General features: G+C 61.0%; 10 protein-coding genes, 1 pseudogene and 1 riboswitch. Of the genes and pseudogenes, 6 read left to right on the top strand and 5 right to left on the bottom strand.

The window, feature by feature from the left end:
• A pseudogene (locus QMX80_RS04415) lies at window positions 1-122 on the top strand (IS3 family transposase); the annotation flags it as partial.
• A 3,193-nt stretch (window positions 123-3,315) separates the two neighbouring features.
• On the opposite strand, the gene QMX80_RS04410 reads toward QMX80_RS04415, so the two are convergent.
• Complete coding sequence (locus tag QMX80_RS04410; RefSeq protein ID WP_282275501.1) at window positions 3,316-3,573, bottom strand: hypothetical protein; 258 nt, start codon at window positions 3,571-3,573, stop codon at window positions 3,316-3,318.
• A 164-nt stretch (window positions 3,574-3,737) separates the two neighbouring features.
• Window positions 3,738-4,652, bottom strand: coding sequence for a DNA-binding protein (locus QMX80_RS04405; protein WP_282275498.1), 915 nt, complete (start codon window positions 4,650-4,652; stop codon window positions 3,738-3,740).
• 131 nt (window positions 4,653-4,783) lie between these two features.
• Here QMX80_RS04405 and QMX80_RS04400 point away from each other — a divergent pair, with 131 nt between their 5' ends.
• Complete coding sequence (locus QMX80_RS04400) at window positions 4,784-5,836, top strand: site-specific integrase (protein WP_282275497.1); 1,053 nt, start codon at window positions 4,784-4,786, stop codon at window positions 5,834-5,836.
• Between the two features lie 173 nt (window positions 5,837-6,009).
• On the opposite strand, the gene QMX80_RS04395 is transcribed toward QMX80_RS04400, so the two are convergent.
• The 3 genes from QMX80_RS04395 to QMX80_RS04385 form a co-directional block, all read right to left on the bottom strand.
• Window positions 6,010-7,515: a hypothetical protein gene (locus tag QMX80_RS04395; RefSeq protein ID WP_282275496.1), complete on the bottom strand. Its 1,506-nt coding sequence runs from the start codon at window positions 7,513-7,515 to the stop codon at window positions 6,010-6,012.
• The gene (locus QMX80_RS04390) at window positions 7,512-12,449 is read right to left on the bottom strand and encodes an AAA domain-containing protein (RefSeq protein ID WP_282275494.1); all 4,938 of its coding nucleotides are present in this window, start codon (window positions 12,447-12,449) and stop codon (window positions 7,512-7,514) included. Before QMX80_RS04390 ends, QMX80_RS04395 begins: the two co-directional genes overlap by 4 nt.
• Before the next feature lie 395 nt (window positions 12,450-12,844).
• Window positions 12,845-13,972 carry a hypothetical protein gene (locus QMX80_RS04385; protein ID WP_282275492.1) on the bottom strand — a complete coding sequence of 376 codons (1,128 nt, stop codon included), beginning with the start codon at window positions 13,970-13,972 and terminating at the stop codon, window positions 12,845-12,847.
• A 327-nt stretch (window positions 13,973-14,299) separates the two neighbouring features.
• A riboswitch (cobalamin riboswitch) is annotated at window positions 14,300-14,503 on the top strand.
• A 135-nt stretch (window positions 14,504-14,638) separates the two neighbouring features.
• Between QMX80_RS04385 and QMX80_RS04380 the strand changes: the two genes are divergently transcribed.
• Genes QMX80_RS04380 through QMX80_RS04365 form a run of 4 tightly spaced genes read left to right on the top strand, consistent with a single transcriptional unit; the run spans window position 14,639 to window position 19,315 of the window.
• Window positions 14,639-16,153 (top strand): CoA-acylating methylmalonate-semialdehyde dehydrogenase, encoded by a 1,515-nt coding sequence (locus QMX80_RS04380; protein WP_282275506.1) that lies wholly within the window; start codon window positions 14,639-14,641, stop codon window positions 16,151-16,153.
• A gap of 11 nt (window positions 16,154-16,164) precedes the next feature.
• Window positions 16,165-17,337 carry an acyl-CoA dehydrogenase family protein gene (locus QMX80_RS04375; RefSeq protein ID WP_282275505.1) on the top strand — a complete coding sequence of 391 codons (1,173 nt, stop codon included), beginning with the start codon at window positions 16,165-16,167 and terminating at the stop codon, window positions 17,335-17,337.
• Entirely contained in the window at window positions 17,334-18,146 is an 813-nt protein-coding gene (locus tag QMX80_RS04370) for an enoyl-CoA hydratase (protein ID WP_282275490.1), read from the top strand. Before QMX80_RS04375 ends, QMX80_RS04370 begins: the two co-directional genes overlap by 4 nt.
• Window positions 18,131-19,315 (top strand): enoyl-CoA hydratase/isomerase family protein, encoded by a 1,185-nt coding sequence (locus QMX80_RS04365; protein WP_282275488.1) that lies wholly within the window; start codon window positions 18,131-18,133, stop codon window positions 19,313-19,315. The genes QMX80_RS04370 and QMX80_RS04365 overlap by 16 nt, the downstream gene beginning before the upstream one ends.
• Window positions 19,316-19,325 lie beyond the last annotated feature (10 nt).

The raw sequence follows: 19,325 nt of genomic DNA, 5'->3' as shown, positions 1-19,325 counted from the left end.
CCGCGAGGGCGGATGTGTTCGAATACATCGAGCGGTTCCACAACCCGAGGATGCGACGAAGGGTCGCCAGGCAAGACCAGAAGTTCTCAGCCCTTTTACAACCGTCCGTGATTTCGGGGTAGAACCCCTTTGCGTTTGCCTGGAGGGCGATGTGCTCTTGCTCAGCAAGGAACACCTTAGCCGGGTCATGATCAATGTGATCATGCGCATGCTTTATATTAGCTTTGAGCAGCTTCCGCATCTCGCGCGAGTGCGGGTACCTCCACCGAGAGGATATCGGCATCAACTCTCCAAGATCCTCGCCATCAGCAGCATATGCATGGATAGTTGATATGTCGTATGGGTCCGCATGAATTCTTATTTTCTTTCCCAACAAGTCCCATCTCGCTGCAAGCTGCAGAGACGAATACTCCACGGAAGCGTAGGTAATGTACGGCAACCTACCTTTCGCCTTGCTGCCTCGCATGGTGGGACCACAGATATCCAGCCTTAGGGGAACAGACATACAGGGTCGCGGTGGGCATAGTGGTGGCAGCACTCCGTCAATGCTGGAGTAGTAGTCGAGAAGCTGCTGTGCTGGACTACAGCCATAATTAGCCTCCGTTGGCCTATTGTTCCAGCGCGTGACGGCATCATCCATCGCCCGCATGAGCTGGCTCAGTGAGACCTTCTTACGCACCGCCTCACGCTCCGGGTTGATGCGCCGTGTGTCCACAGAACTGTTCCCTGTCGTGGCCCTTGAGCGGTGGAAGAGCTCACGAGCCATCCAGCAGAAAACTCGCTCCACCAGGTGACGCCGCTCGGGGCGTTTAATTGCCCCGAAGCTCACGACAGAGCCAGCTTCCTTGAGAATCTTGTCGCATACTGAATCGGACAGGTGAGCGAGAGCGTTGTCGATGAAGAGGCTATCAAAGCCCAGCCGAGTTCCGTCGGAAGGATTGGCCATCACCCCAATGCAGACATTCATCGCCTCTTTAATATCCGCTGATAGACACTGACCTGCGATGGCCTTGTCAATGCACTGAAGAAAGTCCTCGCTGGATATCTGCCGGCGCACAACCAGGTCCCATGCCAAGATGTAGCTGGTGAATCTGTCCACGACCACGATAAGCGTCAACCGCCGGCACGGGACGTGTCTCACCCCTTTTGGTGTTTCAATGCCGATGGAGATCATCAGATGCACCTCATGTTCATCGGCTTCGACTACCTCGAACGGCGATTTCACCTCCAGCTTTGCCAGCGGAGGCCTCCCCCGTTTAGACCGGTCCCTGCTGACCTCCCCATATTGAAGTAGTGCTACGCGCTGATGATTGTGTTCAAAAAAGCTGCGTGCGTATTTGGCGATGCTGTTCCTGGCCTGGCGCTCTACACAGAACGGCCAGGCGAAAGGCGCAATGCCTGCCTCTGTGCAGAGGCGCAGAAATACTTGATGGGTAGTACGCGGAGTCACGCGCCCCCGATCTTCGCCCCATGGATCGACACCTGTTGCCAAATACTTGTCCAAAGCAGTTTTCAAGCCTGGAAGACCAGAAAGCGTGTACTCCAGCGCGCCGGCGTATCCGCCCCGTGAAAGGTGGGGCATTGACTTCAGCGGCCTTCTCCGAACGTGTGCTTCGGTCCGAATGCCTTTCACCAAGCCGATCCAGCCGGCGCAGCTTCCATCGTGCATGAGACGAACGCATTGATTGAGGTAGCGAACGACCTGGTGACATTGATAGCCGTAGCGAGCCTGGATTTGGGCAACCGGCATACCACCGAGATAGGCAATCACCGCATCCCGCCGTCGCTTCCAAACGGCTAGCGCTTCAGGACCAAGGGCGGTGGAGTCGAACTGCGGCCAAGCTTCCATGTTCCGAAGCTCGGCAGGCATCGTTCTTCTGTTGTATCTAACGATGGCTGGCATGATCCAGCCTCATCAGCCGCGTGTGCATGCACCATGGCGCACTGTCCATGTTGGACGAGATGGCTCGTTCCCGGAGTGCGAGCACCGTTGCTCCGATCACATGCAAGGGCTGATGCCTTCCCAAGTGCCTGACAAGGGACTGTATCGTCGCCGAGGAACTAAGCCGAATGTAGGACTCCACGTCATCTACCACCGGCCTCAGGTCCGCACCATTGCATCGATGAAATGCTGCAATAGCGGCTTTCCAGTTCCGGATGCGAAGCGAGGAGTCGAGCAAGTCCCCTGCCGAAACTGAAATGGTGTGATGGCTGCAGGTGCCCCGCAGCGCGGTAACGTTCGCCAAGGCCCGCGGAGAACCATCATCGAGTGCCCGAGCCTGAAAGGATCCATCTTCCAGTACGACGAGCGCGTCAGCGAACGCTTCCACTTCGCCCAGCGAAAGATCTAATGAAGCCCCTGCATACTCTGCTTTGTAGACCGTCGGGTCTCCCTCGCAGTAGTAGAAGAGCAACATGCTCAAGTCCCCACTGAGCATGACTGCTCGTTCCGCCACCGGCGATTTGAGATGCCAGAGGTTTGCTGAGTTGCTGGTTCGCGCCTGCCGCACGCCCAGCATTCGTTTTCGCGCTCGCGTCGCCAAACTCATCTCAACACATCCAGTCCAGGCATCGCTCTGGCAAGGCTGGGGTTCACGATAGAAGTCAAAAAGGCGCTGTAATCGCAACGATCACGATAACGGCAGCCAGTTCTATCGTTTAGGTATGAGAGCCGGCTGCAACACTACTCTTAGCAGCTGTACCTGGCAATTCCGCAGAAAGCCACGTTCAAAGTACGTAATTAGTTGAAAAATCTTGTTTGAGTACAGACTTAGTTGCTACAAGCAGGCATTCATATGGCTCCGTATGGGGTACGCCAGCTCACTAACCTGTTGTAGCGAAAGATATTTAAAAGTACGCACATAGTTGGCGCGTCATCTGGCTGGAAGTGGACGGCCCCCAGACTGCTGGCAGCCTACAAAAAAGGGAACGAATCAAAGCACCGTATACACAGAAATCCACAGACGCCCGCTTGCGATCCAGTTTGAACGGCAACCCCCTGTTCACCGCAGAGAATCTTGGGCGATCCCGGCAGAGACTCAGGGAAATCGACGCAGATGTTGCTGAGCAGTTGTGAACGTACGCAGACATTTGCGGTACAAGATGAACGCGATGCAGAAAAAACAGACACTTTTACCCAGCCCACAGTGCTATGGCGATCTTCATCAGCGAGCATCTATCGCTTCGCGGCTGCTTTGATCGCAGCGTGCGTCGGCCGCGTGTTGCTCAGCGTGTTCTAGCGCGTACTGACTCTGCACATCCAGGGCACAGAGCGCGCTCACCGATAGGTACACCTGAGATGTTCCGCCCTGCAATTCACGGCCGCTGCAGTTGAAGCTCGTCGGACGCTTGGTCGATCAATGCATCAATTTTGTCACCAAGCTCGTCAGTGACGTCGGCCTGTAAATACCAGTAGAGGCGAAGTCCGCCCCGCTTCTCTTTGATGTCGGTGATCTGGAAAGAACTTCGCTGGTCGGGGGCGAGTAAGTGCCAGATATCCGAAAGAAGTTGATCAATCCGCGGGGTCCAATCCGCGGGGGCGCAGATCGGGGGCACATTCTGAAAGTGATGCATAACCTAAGTCCCTTTTAACTGAACGGTGGCCGGTCTCGGCCAAGCCCCTTGTGGCGCCATTGACGGGCGCCATGCGGCGATCAGTTAGGCCTGTATTCGCAGGCAGGGCTTGCTTGCTGTTGACATGCTGAGAGGCTAGCAGGTTTGGAGTTCAGTGACCTGATTTATGATTCGCGCCGCTTAGTGCGAACGGTTTTCTGAGGCCTTTTAACTGTTTTAGTGCTTTTTATGACTGTCTCAAGAGCGGCTGACAAGCCTCGCAGTCTCTCTAGCTCTTGCTCGAGCGCGTCAGCTCGGGCGCGCTGAACCGCCCTTTCCCGCTCAGCCGCTGCGGCACTGGTTCTCAGTACCTCCATTTGGACACTTGAGTGAGCTTGCTTGGAGGCACTCTCGTTGGTCATTGCGAGCAGTTGCGCCCGCAGGTCTTTGATTTCTTGGCGCGCTCGATCCACTTCAGCCAGAGCTCGGTTTTCGACAGATCTGGCGTGCTCAGCCAAACTCTCGCGCTCAGATCTCGCCAGTTCTTGCAGCTGCTGAAGTCGTGCATCCAATTCGTGTCGTGAGGTCGCCGCCTGATCAAGGAGATGGTTGGCATCTGCCCTTTGCTGGCTCAGTTCGTCAATCTGGGCCTGCATCTGGCTCACAAGGCGCTGAAGTTCTACGACCTGTGTAGAAGCAAGTCGCTCGGCCTGAAGGGCGGCTTCTGTCTTGCTTCGGAGCTCTGCAGCCTCATCGGCGAAGGTTTGCCGCAGGGCGAGAAGTTCGTCGTATTCCGCTGAAAGCGCCTGACGCGTATCGGCGAACTCCTGCAAAACCAGTTCACGGGCATGCTCCAAGGCGAGCTGCCACCACTGACCGGCCAGCTTGGCCAAGGCCGCCGGCGCATCCTTCAAATCCGTGCGCTCGGGCTGGAGTCGCGTTCCGAGTGCTTTCCACCAGGTTTCCAGCCAGCGCGTGACCGTATTGGGCGAACCGGTGCCCAGGTGAGCACGGATACGCTCCACCGTCGGGCGCTCGCCAATAGCCACCAACTCGTCAGCAGCGGTGTGGACGTCGGATTCGGTGATGCCACGGGCCATGCAACTGCCTCCTGTCTCGGCGCCCTACTCTGCTGACAAAGTACTCGCGATAAGTGATGATTATCGCTAGTACAGACCATATTTCATAACGTACATTACATAGTATGAAGCGAAATAGCACATTGCCCACCATGGCACCGACGGCCGCAAACCTAGTGCTGCCTGAGCACCTGGCCCAGCAAGCCGCTGACGCCGTGCGCGAGCTGCTCGCTGAAGCCGCTGCGGCGAACACGACCCGCAGCTATGCCACGGCGCTGCGCTACTGGGCCGGCTGGCATCAGGCCCGCTATGGCATCGAACTGGCGTTGCCTGCCTGCGAGGCCGTGGTGATCCAGTTCCTGGTCGACCACATCCAGCGCAAAGGCAAGACCGGCCTAGTCAGCGAACTGCCGCCGGAGCTCGATCAGGCTTTGGTGGCTGCCGGTCTCAAGGCAAAGGTCGGACCGCTCAAGCTCTCGACCGTGGTTCAGCGCGTGGCCGTACTGTCGACGGCCCACAAAATCAAGCGCCTGACTAACCCATGTGAGCTGCCCAGTGTCAGGACGCTGCTGAGCCGCGCTCGTCGAGCCTCAGTCAAACGAGGTGAGCGGCCAACCAAGAAAACCGCCATCACGCGGCCGGAGCTCGAGGCCATGCTCGCGACTTGTGATGATAGTTTAGAAGGACTGCGTGACCGTGCCCTACTCTGCTTTGGCTTTGCCAGCGGCGGGCGCCGGCGTAGCGAGATCGCAGCCGCGGATATGCGCGATCTGCGCAAAGTCGGCGAAGATGGCTACATCTATCGGCTGGAGTACTCCAAGACCCAGCAGGCGGGGGTCAAGGCGGATTCAACGCCGGACAAGCCGATCTTAGGGCGCAGTGCCGATGCTCTGGCCGCCTGGCTGAAGGTCGCGCAGATCGACGCGGGGGCGATCTTCCGGCGGGTCTGGAAGGGGCGCGCAGGCGCTGCTCTCCTTCCCGGCTCAGTGGCTACGATCGTTAAGCGCCGGGCCCGCTTGGCTGGGCTGGAGGGGGACTTTGGGGCGCACAGTCTACGGTCGGGGTTTGTGACAGAGGCCGGAAAGCAAGGCGTACCGCTGCCTGCTGTGATGGCGATGACCGAACACAGATCGGTGGCGAGCGTGATTGGGTACTTTCAAGCTGGAGCAGCCGAGGATAACCCGGCAGCTCGTCTACTGAAGTAGCAGGAATGTCAGCAGTACGATTGGAGATCACTTGCAAGCCAGCTCGGCTTAGGCCAGATCTTCCGCTGCCTGTGGAAAGCGTGCGGGTCGGTAAACAGTCGTTACCGTCAGATGTCTAGTCAGCTCACTGTCCAATCCGGATGTCGGGCCGCTGCACGTTCGCTCAGTCTAGATCACGCAGAGCTCTGATGGTCGAGGCTTGTATCACGGGCGGCCTTGGGATATAGCACATCGGGTGTATATATTTCCACGTCCCCATGCGATCGCAGTTGATTGGGCAGCAAACGCGTCATCATCGAGGCAACTCTTTCCACGACGCTCGCGTCAAACGACAGAATGCCCAAGGGAACTGGAAAGCCGCGTTGAGTGTCGATCGGCGCGTGCACCAGCACAGCCGCTACGTTCCCCAGGATCAACAGCACTTCCAGGCAGGTGGGCAGCTCGCTGCGAGAAGGCAGCTCCACCAACGTGGTAAATGCCCGACGTAGGTGTGTAGGCGGCTTTCCGGCAACGAGCCCCATCACGCGATCGCTCGGCAGGTCAGTGCCTACACCGTGCAGGCGCCCCCGCAACTGCTCCAGGACCTTAGGCAGTCCGCGCGAGGCGCCCCACAATGGCGACTGCGGCGCCACCCAGATGGCAGGACTCGTCGGCGGCCCACGCCGCGCTGCTTGGTCCATCGCTTCGGCCAAATGGTCTGAGTTGCCGCTGCTGTAGAGCGGCCCGACCAAACCAATCGTCGGGCGGTCGACGCGGAACTCACCGGCGCGCGCGGCCGTCTCGGCGCAGTATCGGCCGACGCTCAGTCCCTTACGCGTGATGAACTCTCTCAGGTAGTCCGGGGCCACATCGACGAGTAAGTCGTACGCGCTTGCGGCTTCGCCGCTGATCGATTGCTGTTGCCGGTCGAGGAACGCCGCGACGGCATGGGCCACAGCTGCGCGATCGTCGAGCTCATGTCCGGTCTTCCACCCGTCTAGCATCGGGCTGGCCTCGCTCGGGCGCTTGGCCGGAGCGGTCGCAACGACCGGAACGAGTGCGAAAAATCGCTCCTCGGGCGTCACCCCGTCCACCGAGTACAGCGACTTTCGCACGCCGCCTTCACGCTCCCTCCTGGCCACCAGCTCGACGAAGTACTTGCGGAAGGCATCCGGTACCAGCTTTGAGGCATTTGCAACGACCTCGCCATCCTTTAGCTCGAGCTCTGGCAGGGCAAACTCGAAGTCAGACACGTATTCGCGTTCGGCCGGAGCAAGAGCGAACAAGTCAAACGCGGCGCGCTCATTACCCTTCTCTACTTCGTAGATCTGCGGTTTGTCGGAGTCAGCGAACAGCATACGCCCGTACTCACTGAGGCGTAACTGCGCCCCATGGCGCTCGATGTAGGCCTTTGCTTCGGCTTCTTTGAGCACGAATGCCATTTCGTGTTCGGAGAATCCGAAGAACTGTTGTGCATCGCGCTCGGATAGGGCCTCCACGGAGAAAAGCAGGCGCAGCAGGAATTCGGTCGTCAATGACACCTGGCCGACCACGGCGACCTTGTGCCGCACGTTGAACTGACGGCACGGCAATAACACGTCGAACTGCCCAACGACGACGGACAGGTCATCGGACGCCGCCAGCTTCGGTGCGACCGTCCTCCCGCCAAGGGTCAAGACGGCGCGCTTGCTCCCGGTCATACCTGGTCTCCCGCCTTGGCGCGCGGTTTCGCGGGGCGCTTCGACCCGGCGTACCGACCCTGCTCTGCGATTTCCGCAGCCGCGACGACGCGCGCGTTGCCCTGCGCATGCTCCTCGTCAAAAGCCTCGATCAACGCATTCATGCGTCCACCATCCGGCCAGCGCTCCTTGGCGCCGACAATCACCAAACGATCCATGCCACGACTAACTGCGACATTAAGTCGATTCTTACGCCCGAGGAAGCCCGGGCTAATGCCCGACCTACCATCCGGCAATCTCCGGTCCGCGTTGTTTCTCACCAAGGACACGATCACGATCGGGTTCTCCTTGCCTTGATAACTGTCGATCGTGTCCACCTTGAGTACCCGTCGTAGTTCGTCTGGAAGATTGGCGCTATTGAGCCGCTTTCGTACCAAATCACGCTGGCCGGAATAGGCGCAGATGATTCCAATGGCCAGGTCACCATGATCCCGCGACTTAAGCCATGCAAGGAAGTCCTCATGCCCGGCCCACTGGAGCAGCAGCGACACGATCGCATCTGCCTCGATCAGGTTGATCAGACTTCCTCGGCGAGTTTCGTCTTCGCGCTGAAAGGCCTTTGCGCCAGACGAGTCAGTCTCTAGCCACAGCAATGGCGTGCTGAGGCTTTGTGGCCAGACATCATCGGCGACATCTGACTTGGCGCGACCATGCTGCAGTGCCTTTGAGTAGAAGCCAGCGGAAACAACGCGTCCAATGGGTGGGAGCATGCGGTACTGAGTATCAAGGCGCGCGGACGCTTGCTTGCCGTACGGCGAGAGGAATGCGCGCTCGAAGTCACTGCGCATGATTTCATCGCGGGACAAGCCCTGCTCGTCCGCCAGGGTCTTGACAACTTCAGGCAGATATGAGGGCTCAAGCTGCGCATGATCACCCACCAGAACAATCCATTTCCCGGCTTGGATGGGTACCGCCAATTCGCTGGCAGTGCATCGTGCGGCTTCATCGACGATGACCAGGTCAAAGGTGGTCTTAGTCAGTCCCAGCGCCGTGCGCCCCAATCCCACGCAAGTCCCGGCTATCACCTGCCTGGTGCCGGCCAAGAATGTTTCGAAGCTGCGCTGCCAGGTTGACACGCTGCCAACGATGTCGCGTCCTAGCTGGACAACGTGACGCAGTTTTTCCACCTTGGCGCCTTGCCGTTTTCCGGCGACCCCTAGTAGAGCTGAAAGGGTTACGTTCTCGATCTCCTCGATCTCGACTCCAAGCAACGACACCGCCGCCTCGCGAGAGGACATCAGTTGCTCGATAGTTAACAGGAGCGAGTCCGCTCTCGATCCACTCGGGATAGATTCGGCTGCCAGTTCCTGCAGCTTGGTAACGATCGGCATCACGCTGTCTTCGAACCACAGCACGGATTCGGCCAGCGTTGCATCTAGGCCGATGGCCTTGGCAGCTATTCGCATGCGCTCGCGGAAGGTAGCCGCGAAGCGATCCTTGTAGGCCATTTCCGCCTTGGCAGCGTGGAAGGGTCGCAATGGCTCGGAGACGACGCCTTCATGGCCGACGCGAATCAAGCTTACCTTATCTCGTTGTTCGCCCAGCAAGCGCAGGACTGCCTCGGCAGCGGTGTTGACCGCCTCATGTGACTGGCTCGCCAGCAGAACATTCCGCGCGAGACCATGAGTTAGGGCGTAATGCACTAGGGCGCCAATAAACTTGGTCTTGCCTGTGCCCGGGGGGCCTTGAAGCAAACCAAGCGGACGACACGTAGCCAAGCGCGCAAAGGCGCTTGCCTGAGTTTCGTTTAGACCATAGCGCGCCTTCACAAGCTCCTCGTCGATGCTGTGCGACGCAAAGATCGGAGTCGCGCTATGGGTGGGATCGAAGTAATCGATCAGCGTTGGGAATGCCGCTTCGCCCCTGACCAGCCGGAGCGTCGCGTCCGATCGACGCTCGCGGCTAGTGTTCTCGTACCGGCTCTGGAAGCGCAGGGTTGATCCGTCTGCCACGAGCGGGCCTCGTGCCTCGTCGAGCCGTGATTCGATCACGATGAAATCTTCTGACGAACCTGCGATATCCAGCAACCCGATCCGCGTGATCCGTGAAGAGTCCACTCGCTCGACCACGACGGTGTCATTGCGGTCAAACCCGAACTCGCCAACGGTCATCTGAATGGGGACGACATGACGCCTGGCTTCACGGCGGTAAGAACTCTCCCCCACTGCCAAGGCTTCGGAGATGAGCTCGGATTCGCGCTCCACCAGACGTCGCCACAGGCGACGAACCTCCAGTCCCGCCGGAGTAGCCTTCTCGGGCCGTGCTTCTTCATCGAGCTCGTCTTTAGCGCGCTCGTGGGATTGCACGGGGCCTACCTCTTCTGCATCGCCGGCGTCAGGTTCAGCGAGCTGCTCGGTCCATGCCGCCCTGACCTCGGGGTGGTCCAGAACCTGGGCGATCTCGCCAAGCTTTAGAACTTCGCCAGTTACCCTAATCTGACCCGGAAAGCTGGCCTTTTCGTGGCGCTTCGCGCGGGCGATTTGACCCTGCGAAACCGCGGATCGTTTCGCGTGCGTCGCAATGTCCTTGTCGTTGAGGCGTATCTCGAGCTGTTCACTGGCGCCGCGGATGATCAGCAGCCGAGAAAAGCGGCTAACCCAATAGTGACCTTCGTCGGCCAGCAAGAGGCCGGGGACTGCGTCAGGCAGGCCAATAGTGATCGACAGGCCTCCGACGTTCGAAACTGGCGGCGTGAGCAGCGTCGCGAGTGCGTCTGAAAGCGGCGAGAGGGAGCCGTTGGCTGGCGGACCTTCGCGGCATTGCTCGATGGCCGACGCAAGACTCGCTTGTTGTGAATGGAGCAAGGAGCCGGTAGAAAGCAGCTCCTCCACCAGCTTCGTTACGCCATAACGATCCCGCTCAAACCGCCCGCCGAGCGGAGGCGAATACAATGTATTGATCCGATCGCCGTCGGTGGCAGGCGAGAAGTCCATCAGATCAATGAGAACCGGTTGCCAAATGACTGCGCCGTCCGTCTCCTCTCGACGCAGGTAGACATTCTCGGGCTTCAAATCGCCATGGGCGATCAGACGGCCGTGCACGCGCTCGATGACGTCGGTCAGGGCTTGCGCAAAGACCACGGCACCGACCGCGCCACCATCCAGGCCACCATTGGCCAAGATGGCTGCCAAGCTCGGGCCGGGTACAAACTCCTGCACCAACGCGATTGCATCGCCCGTCCAGTAAGCCCCAAACAACCGTGTGGTTCCCGGGATCGGCGCTTCGACCAGCTCTTGTGCCTGTCGTAGGAACGCGAGAATCCGCGGCGCCTCGTCGCCTAGGTCGCCAATCGCAGAGGCTTTCCACAGCTTCACCACTATGCTCTGGCCGTCGACACTTGAGCGCCAAATGTCGACCCGGTCGTCCTCCGCAAGCATCTCTTCCATCGGGAACCTGCGGATAAGCTGCAACTGCGACTTAAACTGGCGAAAGTGCTCGAGACCCTCGACTGTGCTTTGTCGATCGGGCAGCGAGGCCAATGCAGCGTTGAATGCCTCCAGCATGTCCGCCGCGTGGGCGAAGCGCGCGGTGGCATCGACGTCGAGAGCACGGGAAAACCAAGGGTGAAGATGCGAATAGTTGCCGTCCTCGTCCACCACAGGATCCCATTCGGCGGGCTCCCCCTCGGGAGCAGCTCCGAACACCAGCATGTGCGCTGCACACGCCAATGAGTAGACATCTTTGCGCCGGGCGATCACGGGAATGCCCAGAACCTCCTCAGGCGAGCTCGCGCTGGAGAGGAACTGGTAGCGAATCTGTCCCAGTGTTTTGACTTGCGGATACGACGCCGCCATCAGGTGCGAAAGCTTTGCAGTCGTCGGCGTCTCAAGCCAGATGCTGTGAGGCCCGATATCCAAGTGTGCGGCTTCAAGGTCATGCATCGTCTTGGCGGCAGCTAATACTTGTCGCACCAACTCCAAGCGCTCTTGCACGGTCAGGCGCGACAATTCGATGTCACAAAAGTCCGATAGACGCCTCATGCGCCTCCGGCGCTCGTACACCTCCCAGTACTGTGTGCCACGTTCCTGATCCTCGGCACGCTGCTTGAGGATTGCCTGGCCACATATCGCGCTGCGGTCGTCAAGCCAAGCGATTACTTCCTTCTCACGTCCGGCAATCAGTGCTCGGCCTTCCTCGGTCTGAAAGCGGGGCTCGGCCTTGCTGAAGTCCCAGCGACGCAAAAATCCAGAGGAATTGGGAACGCCTTCCTCTGCTACGTCGAACTCATAGAAAAGCTCGCCAGGATGCGCGAATGTCGGACTATCGCTCTCGGCACGGAACGTGCTGTAACGACGCGAAGCGGCTCGGAAGTTCTCGTTGGCGGCGTTGAAGAAGCGCCTGAAGCGATTGATCCACTCTGGCTTCGTGAAGTCTTCGCCGCGAACTGCAACCTTGCCCAGCTGCTCGTCACGCTCCTTAGGGTTGCGCAGCATCTTCATGAACTGGTCGATTGCGAATACCCGGGCACTCTCAACAGCGGCAATGCCGGTGCGGTCGGCGGTGCGGGTCAGCACCACGGAAGCGTCCACCAAGGGGACAGGCAGCTTCGCCGTCAGACCTTCCTTCCGAGTTTGTTCCGTCAAGAACGCTTTCAGTAAGGTTGATACTGCGCGCGTGTGCTCGCCCAGTTTCTGTACTGGCGATCTTCCACAGTCCTTAGTGCCGTTGAACCAACTAGCATCGCGACTGCTGATCGGGCCCCTCCAGTCCTTGAGGTCTACCAGCAACACACGATCATCGAGCACCATGATCAGGTCGATCTCCCGCAGCCCCTTGCCCGGAAGCGCGAGATCCAAGTTGGTGAACGCGACCCAACTATCGGGAAGCCCGCGCAACTTCTCGAGCCCGTCAACTTCGCGTTGGTGGACGCCGCGACCGCAGTTCACGATTTTCATTGCCCCTGCCCCTGTGCATATATTCCGTTATTTACTCAGTCATCTTAGCTAAGTCGCAGCCATTATGGGAAAAGCGTTGCTGCCACCGCTGTGCCTGCGGCACGCCTCACTCGAACCAAGCACGGCAGCGTTTAGCATCACCGATCACGATTACGCGAGGCCTCCAGGCCTTGCATGCACTTCTATCAGGATCCAGCGGCTCGGTCGCTTCCAGGCATACTCGATCAGGATCTAGCTGCAGCCTAGTGTTGGATGCGGCGTGTCGATGGCCGCGTGGTGTTGCGAGCCCCCCCCTCCTTACCCCCGATAAATCTTCCTGATCGTCCCGTCGTCCTGCGCTCACGTCGACGAATCGGAAGGATTCCGGCGTTCTAAAGACTAATTAGAAAAACTGCCTAGAATATTTTGAAGATCCGGGAGCGGGCAATTTCAACTAGATAGATGGCGGAGAACTTGCCGATCTGGATGCGCAACCGCACCTCTTCTATCCAGGCATTAATAACCGCATCGTCTTCGCCTGTATATTCACCTAGAACGGTCACCAAAAGAGTCGTTCCTATCGGATAGACCTTCTCATGCTTGTCGGCGATAGCGTTGATTATTGGGTCGGGGAAGGCATCGACTCCCTTTTGATGGAGGGTCCGCAGCCTAAAGTCAGGAGGTAGCCTTCCGTGCCTGACTATCGCGTGCCTTACAAGGTGAGCGTTTTTTGGTAGAGCCTGTGTGACTTCGATCAGAATATCTGGCTTGTTCTCCCGGCGAACTCGAGCATCCAGACGGTCGATTTCGAATCCGAGTTCAATGGTGTCTTCGTCGGAGTACCCCAGCCAACTGAGATAGGCCTTTATGCCAAGCCATTCTGTCCGCCAGTATTTATAGTGGCGGTTACTTTCTAGAGTGAAGTCCGCGATGGACAGGGGGTTACAGATGAGATTTGCCCCTTTGGAGAGCTTCTCAAGGAAAGTCACCACTTTCATTGAGCTTGTTGTGAAGTCGAGCTCTTTAGGGAAATCTGACGGCTGACGGGACTTGCGCCGTGTCTTAGGTCGGTCACTCGCCGGTGCGGATGCGGGAGTCCGAACCCAGTGCGGCATCTCGTAACGTGCGATGTGTACATCCACGATATCCGGATCGATCAGGGTTGATGCAACCGCAAACTCGAGTCCGAACGGCTCAAATAGAGCCTCAAGGCTTTGCCGTACATTTTGTTCAATTGCCTCCCTCTTTGCTTGGCCCTTCATGGTTAGCGCCAGCACAAGATACCAAAAGATTTTCCCGAAATCGGGATTGGTCAAGGGAAGCCTCCCCTTTAGGTAGTTTACATCCGAGAAGATATCTCGGTCAGATCGCATTTTTTTTACCGTCGTTGCAAAAGCCTCATCCATATCCCGCCCTCTCTTGAGACCAAGGGAAAGGAGAGGCTTGTGATTAAAAGCCACAATGAAGACCTCATGGTCTATTTTAAATTTCTGAAACCTAGCCTCTGAATCCTTGCGAATCAGAGCCATTAGCGCTTGATCCATCTATTTTTCCTCGCATATCTTGCTCAAATAACGCGACTAAAATCGCTAGATTTTCTTGAAAGAGCACGTCCTCGCTCGAATAGCGAACATGATTATGAGCAAATCATGGCGACGGATGTCGGATGAGAGGATATCACGATACTTTTAGTCGGCAACGGAGATGCCTTCCACCCCCGATAAACATCCCTAATCTCCTCCCCCTGCACGCATCTCAAGCCCTGAATGACTAGTCACGCATTCCTTAACTGTCACTGGGCTCTATATGACAGAGAGAAAATCGCTAACCCGTTGCGCACCGCAACTTGCTTTCATTTGAGACCAACTCCTACACTCCGCCGCATCACAGGTGTCCTGCCGCCGTCACGTTGCGCAGGGTGAAACGGGAAGCCGGTCCGATGCCGGCGCTGCCCCCGCAACGGTAGGCGAGAAAGCCCGACGGACGACCACTGCGCGCAGCGCGGGAAGGTGTCGGATTGATGCGCGACGCATCGCTCGCAAGCCCGGAGACCGGCCTGTGCGGGATGTCTGGAAAGGCATCCCTCTCGGGCGTTGCGGTGGGCGACTCGGCGAGCTGATGGAGCCGCCTTGCGCGCCCGTCATCTTGTCCTGTCCTCCACCCCGCCTTCCTTCGCGGGTGTGCGATTCGGAGACAGGCAAATGAATGAGATGCATCGTGTTGCGGCCAGCGCCGCGACGGTCAAGCTGCTGATCGATGGCGAGTTCGTCGAGTCCGGCAGCACGCAGTGGCGCGACGTGGTCAACCCGGCGACGCAGGACGTGCTGGCGCGGGTGCCATTCGCCACCGCCGGCGAGGTCGATGCCGCCGTCGCCGCGGCGAAGGAGGCCTTCAAGCGCTGGCGCAGGACGCCCATCGGCACCCGCGCGCGCATCTTCCTGAAGTACCAGCAGCTGATCCGCGAGCACATGGGTGAGCTGGCCGCCATCCTCACCGCCGAGCAGGGCAAGACCCTGCCCGATGCCGAGGGCGACGTGTTCCGCGGCCTGGAAGTGGTCGAGCACGCCGCCGCCATCGGCAACCTGCAACTGGGAGAGCTGGCCAACAACGTCGCCACTGGCGTGGACACCTACACCCTGCTGCAGCCGCTGGGCGTGTGCGCCGGCATCACCCCGTTCAACTTCCCGGCGATGATCCCGCTGTGGATGTTCCCGATGGCGATCGCCACCGGCAATACCTTCGTGCTCAAGCCGTCGGAGCAGGACCCGATGGTGACGATGCGGCTGGTGGAACTGGCGCTGGAAGCCGGCCTGCCGAAGGGCGTGCTCAACGTCGTCCACGGCGGCGAGGACGTGGTCAACGCGATCTGCGACCACCCGGACATCAAGGCGGTGTCGTTCGTCGGCTCGACCAGGGTCGGCACCCACGTCTACAACCGCGCCTCGCTGGCCGGCAAGCGCGTGCAGTGCATGATGGGCGCGAAGAACCACGCGGTCATCCTGCCCGACGCCAACAAGGAGCAGACCCTCAACGCGCTGGCCGGCGCCGCGTTCGGCGCGGCCGGCCAGCGCTGCATGGCGGCCTCGACGGTGGTGCTGGTGGGCGAGGCGCGCAGCTGGATTCCCGGGCTCGTCACCAAGGTCAGGACGCTGAAGGTCAACGCCGGCACCGAACCCGGTACCGACGTCGGCCCGGTGATTTCCTGCGCCGCGCGCGAGCGCATCGAGGCGCTGATCGCCTCCGGCATCGAACAGGGCGCAACGCTCGAACTCGACGGCCGCAAGCCGAACGTGAGCGGTTACGAGAATGGCAACTTCGTCGGCCCGACGATCTTCTCCAGCGTGAAACCCGGCATGCGCATCTACGACGAGGAAATCTTCGGCCCGGTGCTGGTGATCCTCGAGGCGGACACGCTGGACGACGCCATCGCGCTGGTCAATGCCAACCCCAACGGCAACGGCACCGCCGTGTTCACCCAGAGCGGTGCGGCGGCGCGCAGGTTCCAGGAGGAGATCGACGTCGGCCAGGTCGGCATCAACCTACCCATCCCGGTGCCGCTGCCGATGTTCTCGTTCACCGGCTCGCGCGCGTCCAAGCTCGGCGACCTCGGCCCCTACGGCAAGCAGGTCGTCACCTTCTACACCCAGACCAAGACGGTGACGGCGCGCTGGTTCGACGACGAGACCGCCGGCCACGGCGTCAACACCACGATCAACCTGAAGTGATGGCCGCCGTCATGAACCTGCACGCCGCACGGCCGCCCGGACTGGGCGAAGAGCAGCTCGCATTCCGCGAGGCCGCGCGCGATTTCGCGCTGGCCGAGCTGGCCCCGCACGCGGCACGCTGGGATGCCGATGGCCTCTTCCCGCGCGAAGCCATCGCCAAGGCCGGCGAATTGGGCTTCTGTGGGCTTTACACGGACGAAGCCGCCGGCGGCAGCGGGCTGACCCGGCTGGACGCGGCCATCGTGTTCGAGGAACTGGCAACGGTCGATCCGTCCACCGCTGCCTACATCAGCATCCACAACATGGCGACGTGGATGCTGACCGCACACGCTCGCCCTGCCCTGCGCGGCATCTGGGGCGCGGCACTGGCGAGCGGCGCGAAGCTGGCTTCGTACTGCCTGACCGAACCGGGCGCCGGCTCCGACGCGGCCTCGCTGAAGACCCGTGCCGTGCGCGACGGCGACGACTACGTGCTGGATGGCAGCAAGGCCTTCATCTCCGGCGCCGGCGCGACCGACATGCTGGTGGTGATGGCGCGTACTGGCGGCGAAGGCGCGCGCGGCATCAGCGCCTTCGCGGTGCCCGCCGATTCCCCCGGCATCGCCTACGGGCGCAAGGAAGAAAAACTCGGCTGGAACAGCCAGCCCACGCGCGGCATCACGTTCGAGAACGTGCGCGTTCCGGCGGCCAACCTCCTGGGTGAGGAAGGCGAAGGCTTCAGGATCGCGATGAAAGGGCTGGACGGCGGCCGCCTCAACATCGCCGCCTGCTCGCTGGGTGCGGCGCAGGGCGCACTGGACGCCGCGCGCCGCTACCTGGGCGAGCGCCGCCAGTTCGGCAAGCGGCTCGCCGAGTTCCAGGCGCTGCAGTTCAAGCTGGCCGACATGGCGACGCAGCTGGTCGCCGCGCGGCAGATGGTGCATACGGCGGCAAGCAAGCTCGATGCGCATACCCGCGATGCCACCGTCTGGTGCGCGATGGCCAAGCGCTTCGCCACCGATGCCGGCTTTGCGATCTGCAACGACGCCCTGCAACTGCATGGCGGCTACGGCTACATCCGCGAATACCCCATCGAACGCCTGCTGCGCGACTGCCGCGTGCATCAGATCCTGGAAGGCACCAACGAAATCATGCGCGTGATCGTTGCGCGCCACCTGCTGGACACCGAAGAGGAATTGCGATGAGCACCGACGTCATCAAGCACTACCGCAGCCGCGAATGGGCGGGATTGAAACTGGAGATCGACGGCCACACCGCCGTCGTCACCCAGTACAACCCGCCGGCCAATACCTGGACGGTGCACAGCCTGGCGGCGCTGCGCGACCTGGTCAAGGCGCTGGACGAGGACCGCGACATCTACGCGCTGGTCGTCACCGGCGAAGGCGAAAAGTTCTTCTCCGCCGGGGCGGACCTCAAGCAGTTCGCCGACGGCGACAAGGCGCTGGCACGCGAGGCCGCGCGCCGCTTCGGCGAGGCGTTCGAGACGCTGGCCGCGTTCCGCGGCGTGTCGATCGCCGCGATCAATGGCTACGCGATGGGCGGCGGGCTGGAATGCGCGCTGGCCTGCGACCTGCGCATCGCCGAGGAACAGGCGCAGATGGCGCTGCCCGAAGCCACGGTCGGCCTGCTGCCCTGCGCCGGCGGCACCCAGAACCTGCCGCGCCTGGTCGGCGAGGGCTGGGCCAAGCGGATGATCCTGCTGGGCGAGCGCATCGACGCCGCCACCGCCCTGCGGATCGGACTGGTGGAGGACGTGACTCCCAGGGGCGAAGCGAAGGCGCGTGCGCTGGCCTGGGCGAAGCAGGCCGGGAAACAGAGCCCCAGCAGCGTGGCCGCGTGCAAGCGCCTGGTGCAGGCCACCCGCACGCAACACCACGCCACCGCGCTGGTATCCGAGCGCGAGGCCTTCGTCGACCTGTTCGATCGCGCCGACCAGGCCGAAGGCGTCAACGCTTTCCTCGACAAGCGCGCCCCGCAATGGAAGAACGCATGAACGCCACCGCCGAGGCACCGGCTTCCGAACCGTGCGTGCTGTTCGAGGAGCGCCCCACCGGCAACGGCATGCGCCTCGGCATCGCCACCCTGAACGCGCCGAAGACGCTCAACGGCCTGTCCCTGGAAATGGTGCGACTGCTGGACGCGCAGCTGGTGCAATGGGCCGGCGACGACGGCATCGCACTGGTCGTCCTGCAGGGCGCGGGCGAAAAAGCCTTCTGCGCAGGCGGTGACCTGCACGGCCTGTACCGCGGCATGCGCGAGCACCAGCAGCGCGATCGCTGGGAAGGCGATGCCTTTGCCGACCCCCGCGGCAACCCGCACGCCGAAGCCTTCTTCGCGACCGAATACCGCCTCGACCACCGCATCCATACCTATCCCAAGCCGGTGCTGTGCTGGGGCCATGGCATCGTGATGGGCGGCGGCATCGGCCTGATGTCGGGAGCCAGCCATCGCGTGGTCAGCGAGCGCTCGAAGCTGGCCTTCCCGGAAATCACCGTCGGCCTGTTTCCGGACGTGGGCGGTAGCTGGCTGCTGCATCGCGTGCCGCAGCGCGCCGGCCTGTTCCTGGCCCTGACCGGCGCGCCGCTGGATGCCGGCGATGCCATCCACGCCGGCATGGCCGACGTGTTCGTGCCGGAGGCGCGGCGCGCCGAGGTGTTCGACACGCTGGCCGCCGAAGCGTGGACGCTCGACGGCGCATGCGCGCAGCTCGAGGTCCTGCTCGCCCGCTTCGCGCAGCCGTCCGCGCCTGGACCGTTGCAGCGCCATGCGCAGACCATCGCCGCCGCCTGCGCTCACGGCGCGCTGGAAGCCATCGTCGACGCCATCGCCGCAATCGATGCCGGCGAAGACCCGTGGCTGCACAACGCGCAGGCCACGCTGGCCGCAGGATCGCCCGGCTCGGCGCGGCTGGGTTACGAGCTGCAGCAGCGCGCCGCCACGCTATCGCTGGCGGCGGTGTTCCGCCTCGAATGCGTCGTCGCCCTGCACTGCGCCGCGCACGGCGATTTCGCCGAGGGCATCCGCGCCCTGCTGATCGACAAGGACCGCACCCCACGCTGGCAGCCGGCGACGCTGGCCGCCGCCACGGCAGGCTGGGCGCAGGCGTTCTTCGCCGCGCCGTGGCCGGCCGACGCCCATCCACTGGCCGACCTCGGCCGCTGACGGAGAACCC

This window comes from Stenotrophomonas sp. PS02297 (genome assembly GCF_029959705.1).
Lineage (GTDB): Bacteria > Pseudomonadota > Gammaproteobacteria > Xanthomonadales > Xanthomonadaceae > Stenotrophomonas > Stenotrophomonas nitritireducens.
The sequence above is the reverse complement of the archived record's forward strand: the minus strand, read 5'-3'. Positions and strand labels throughout refer to the sequence as shown.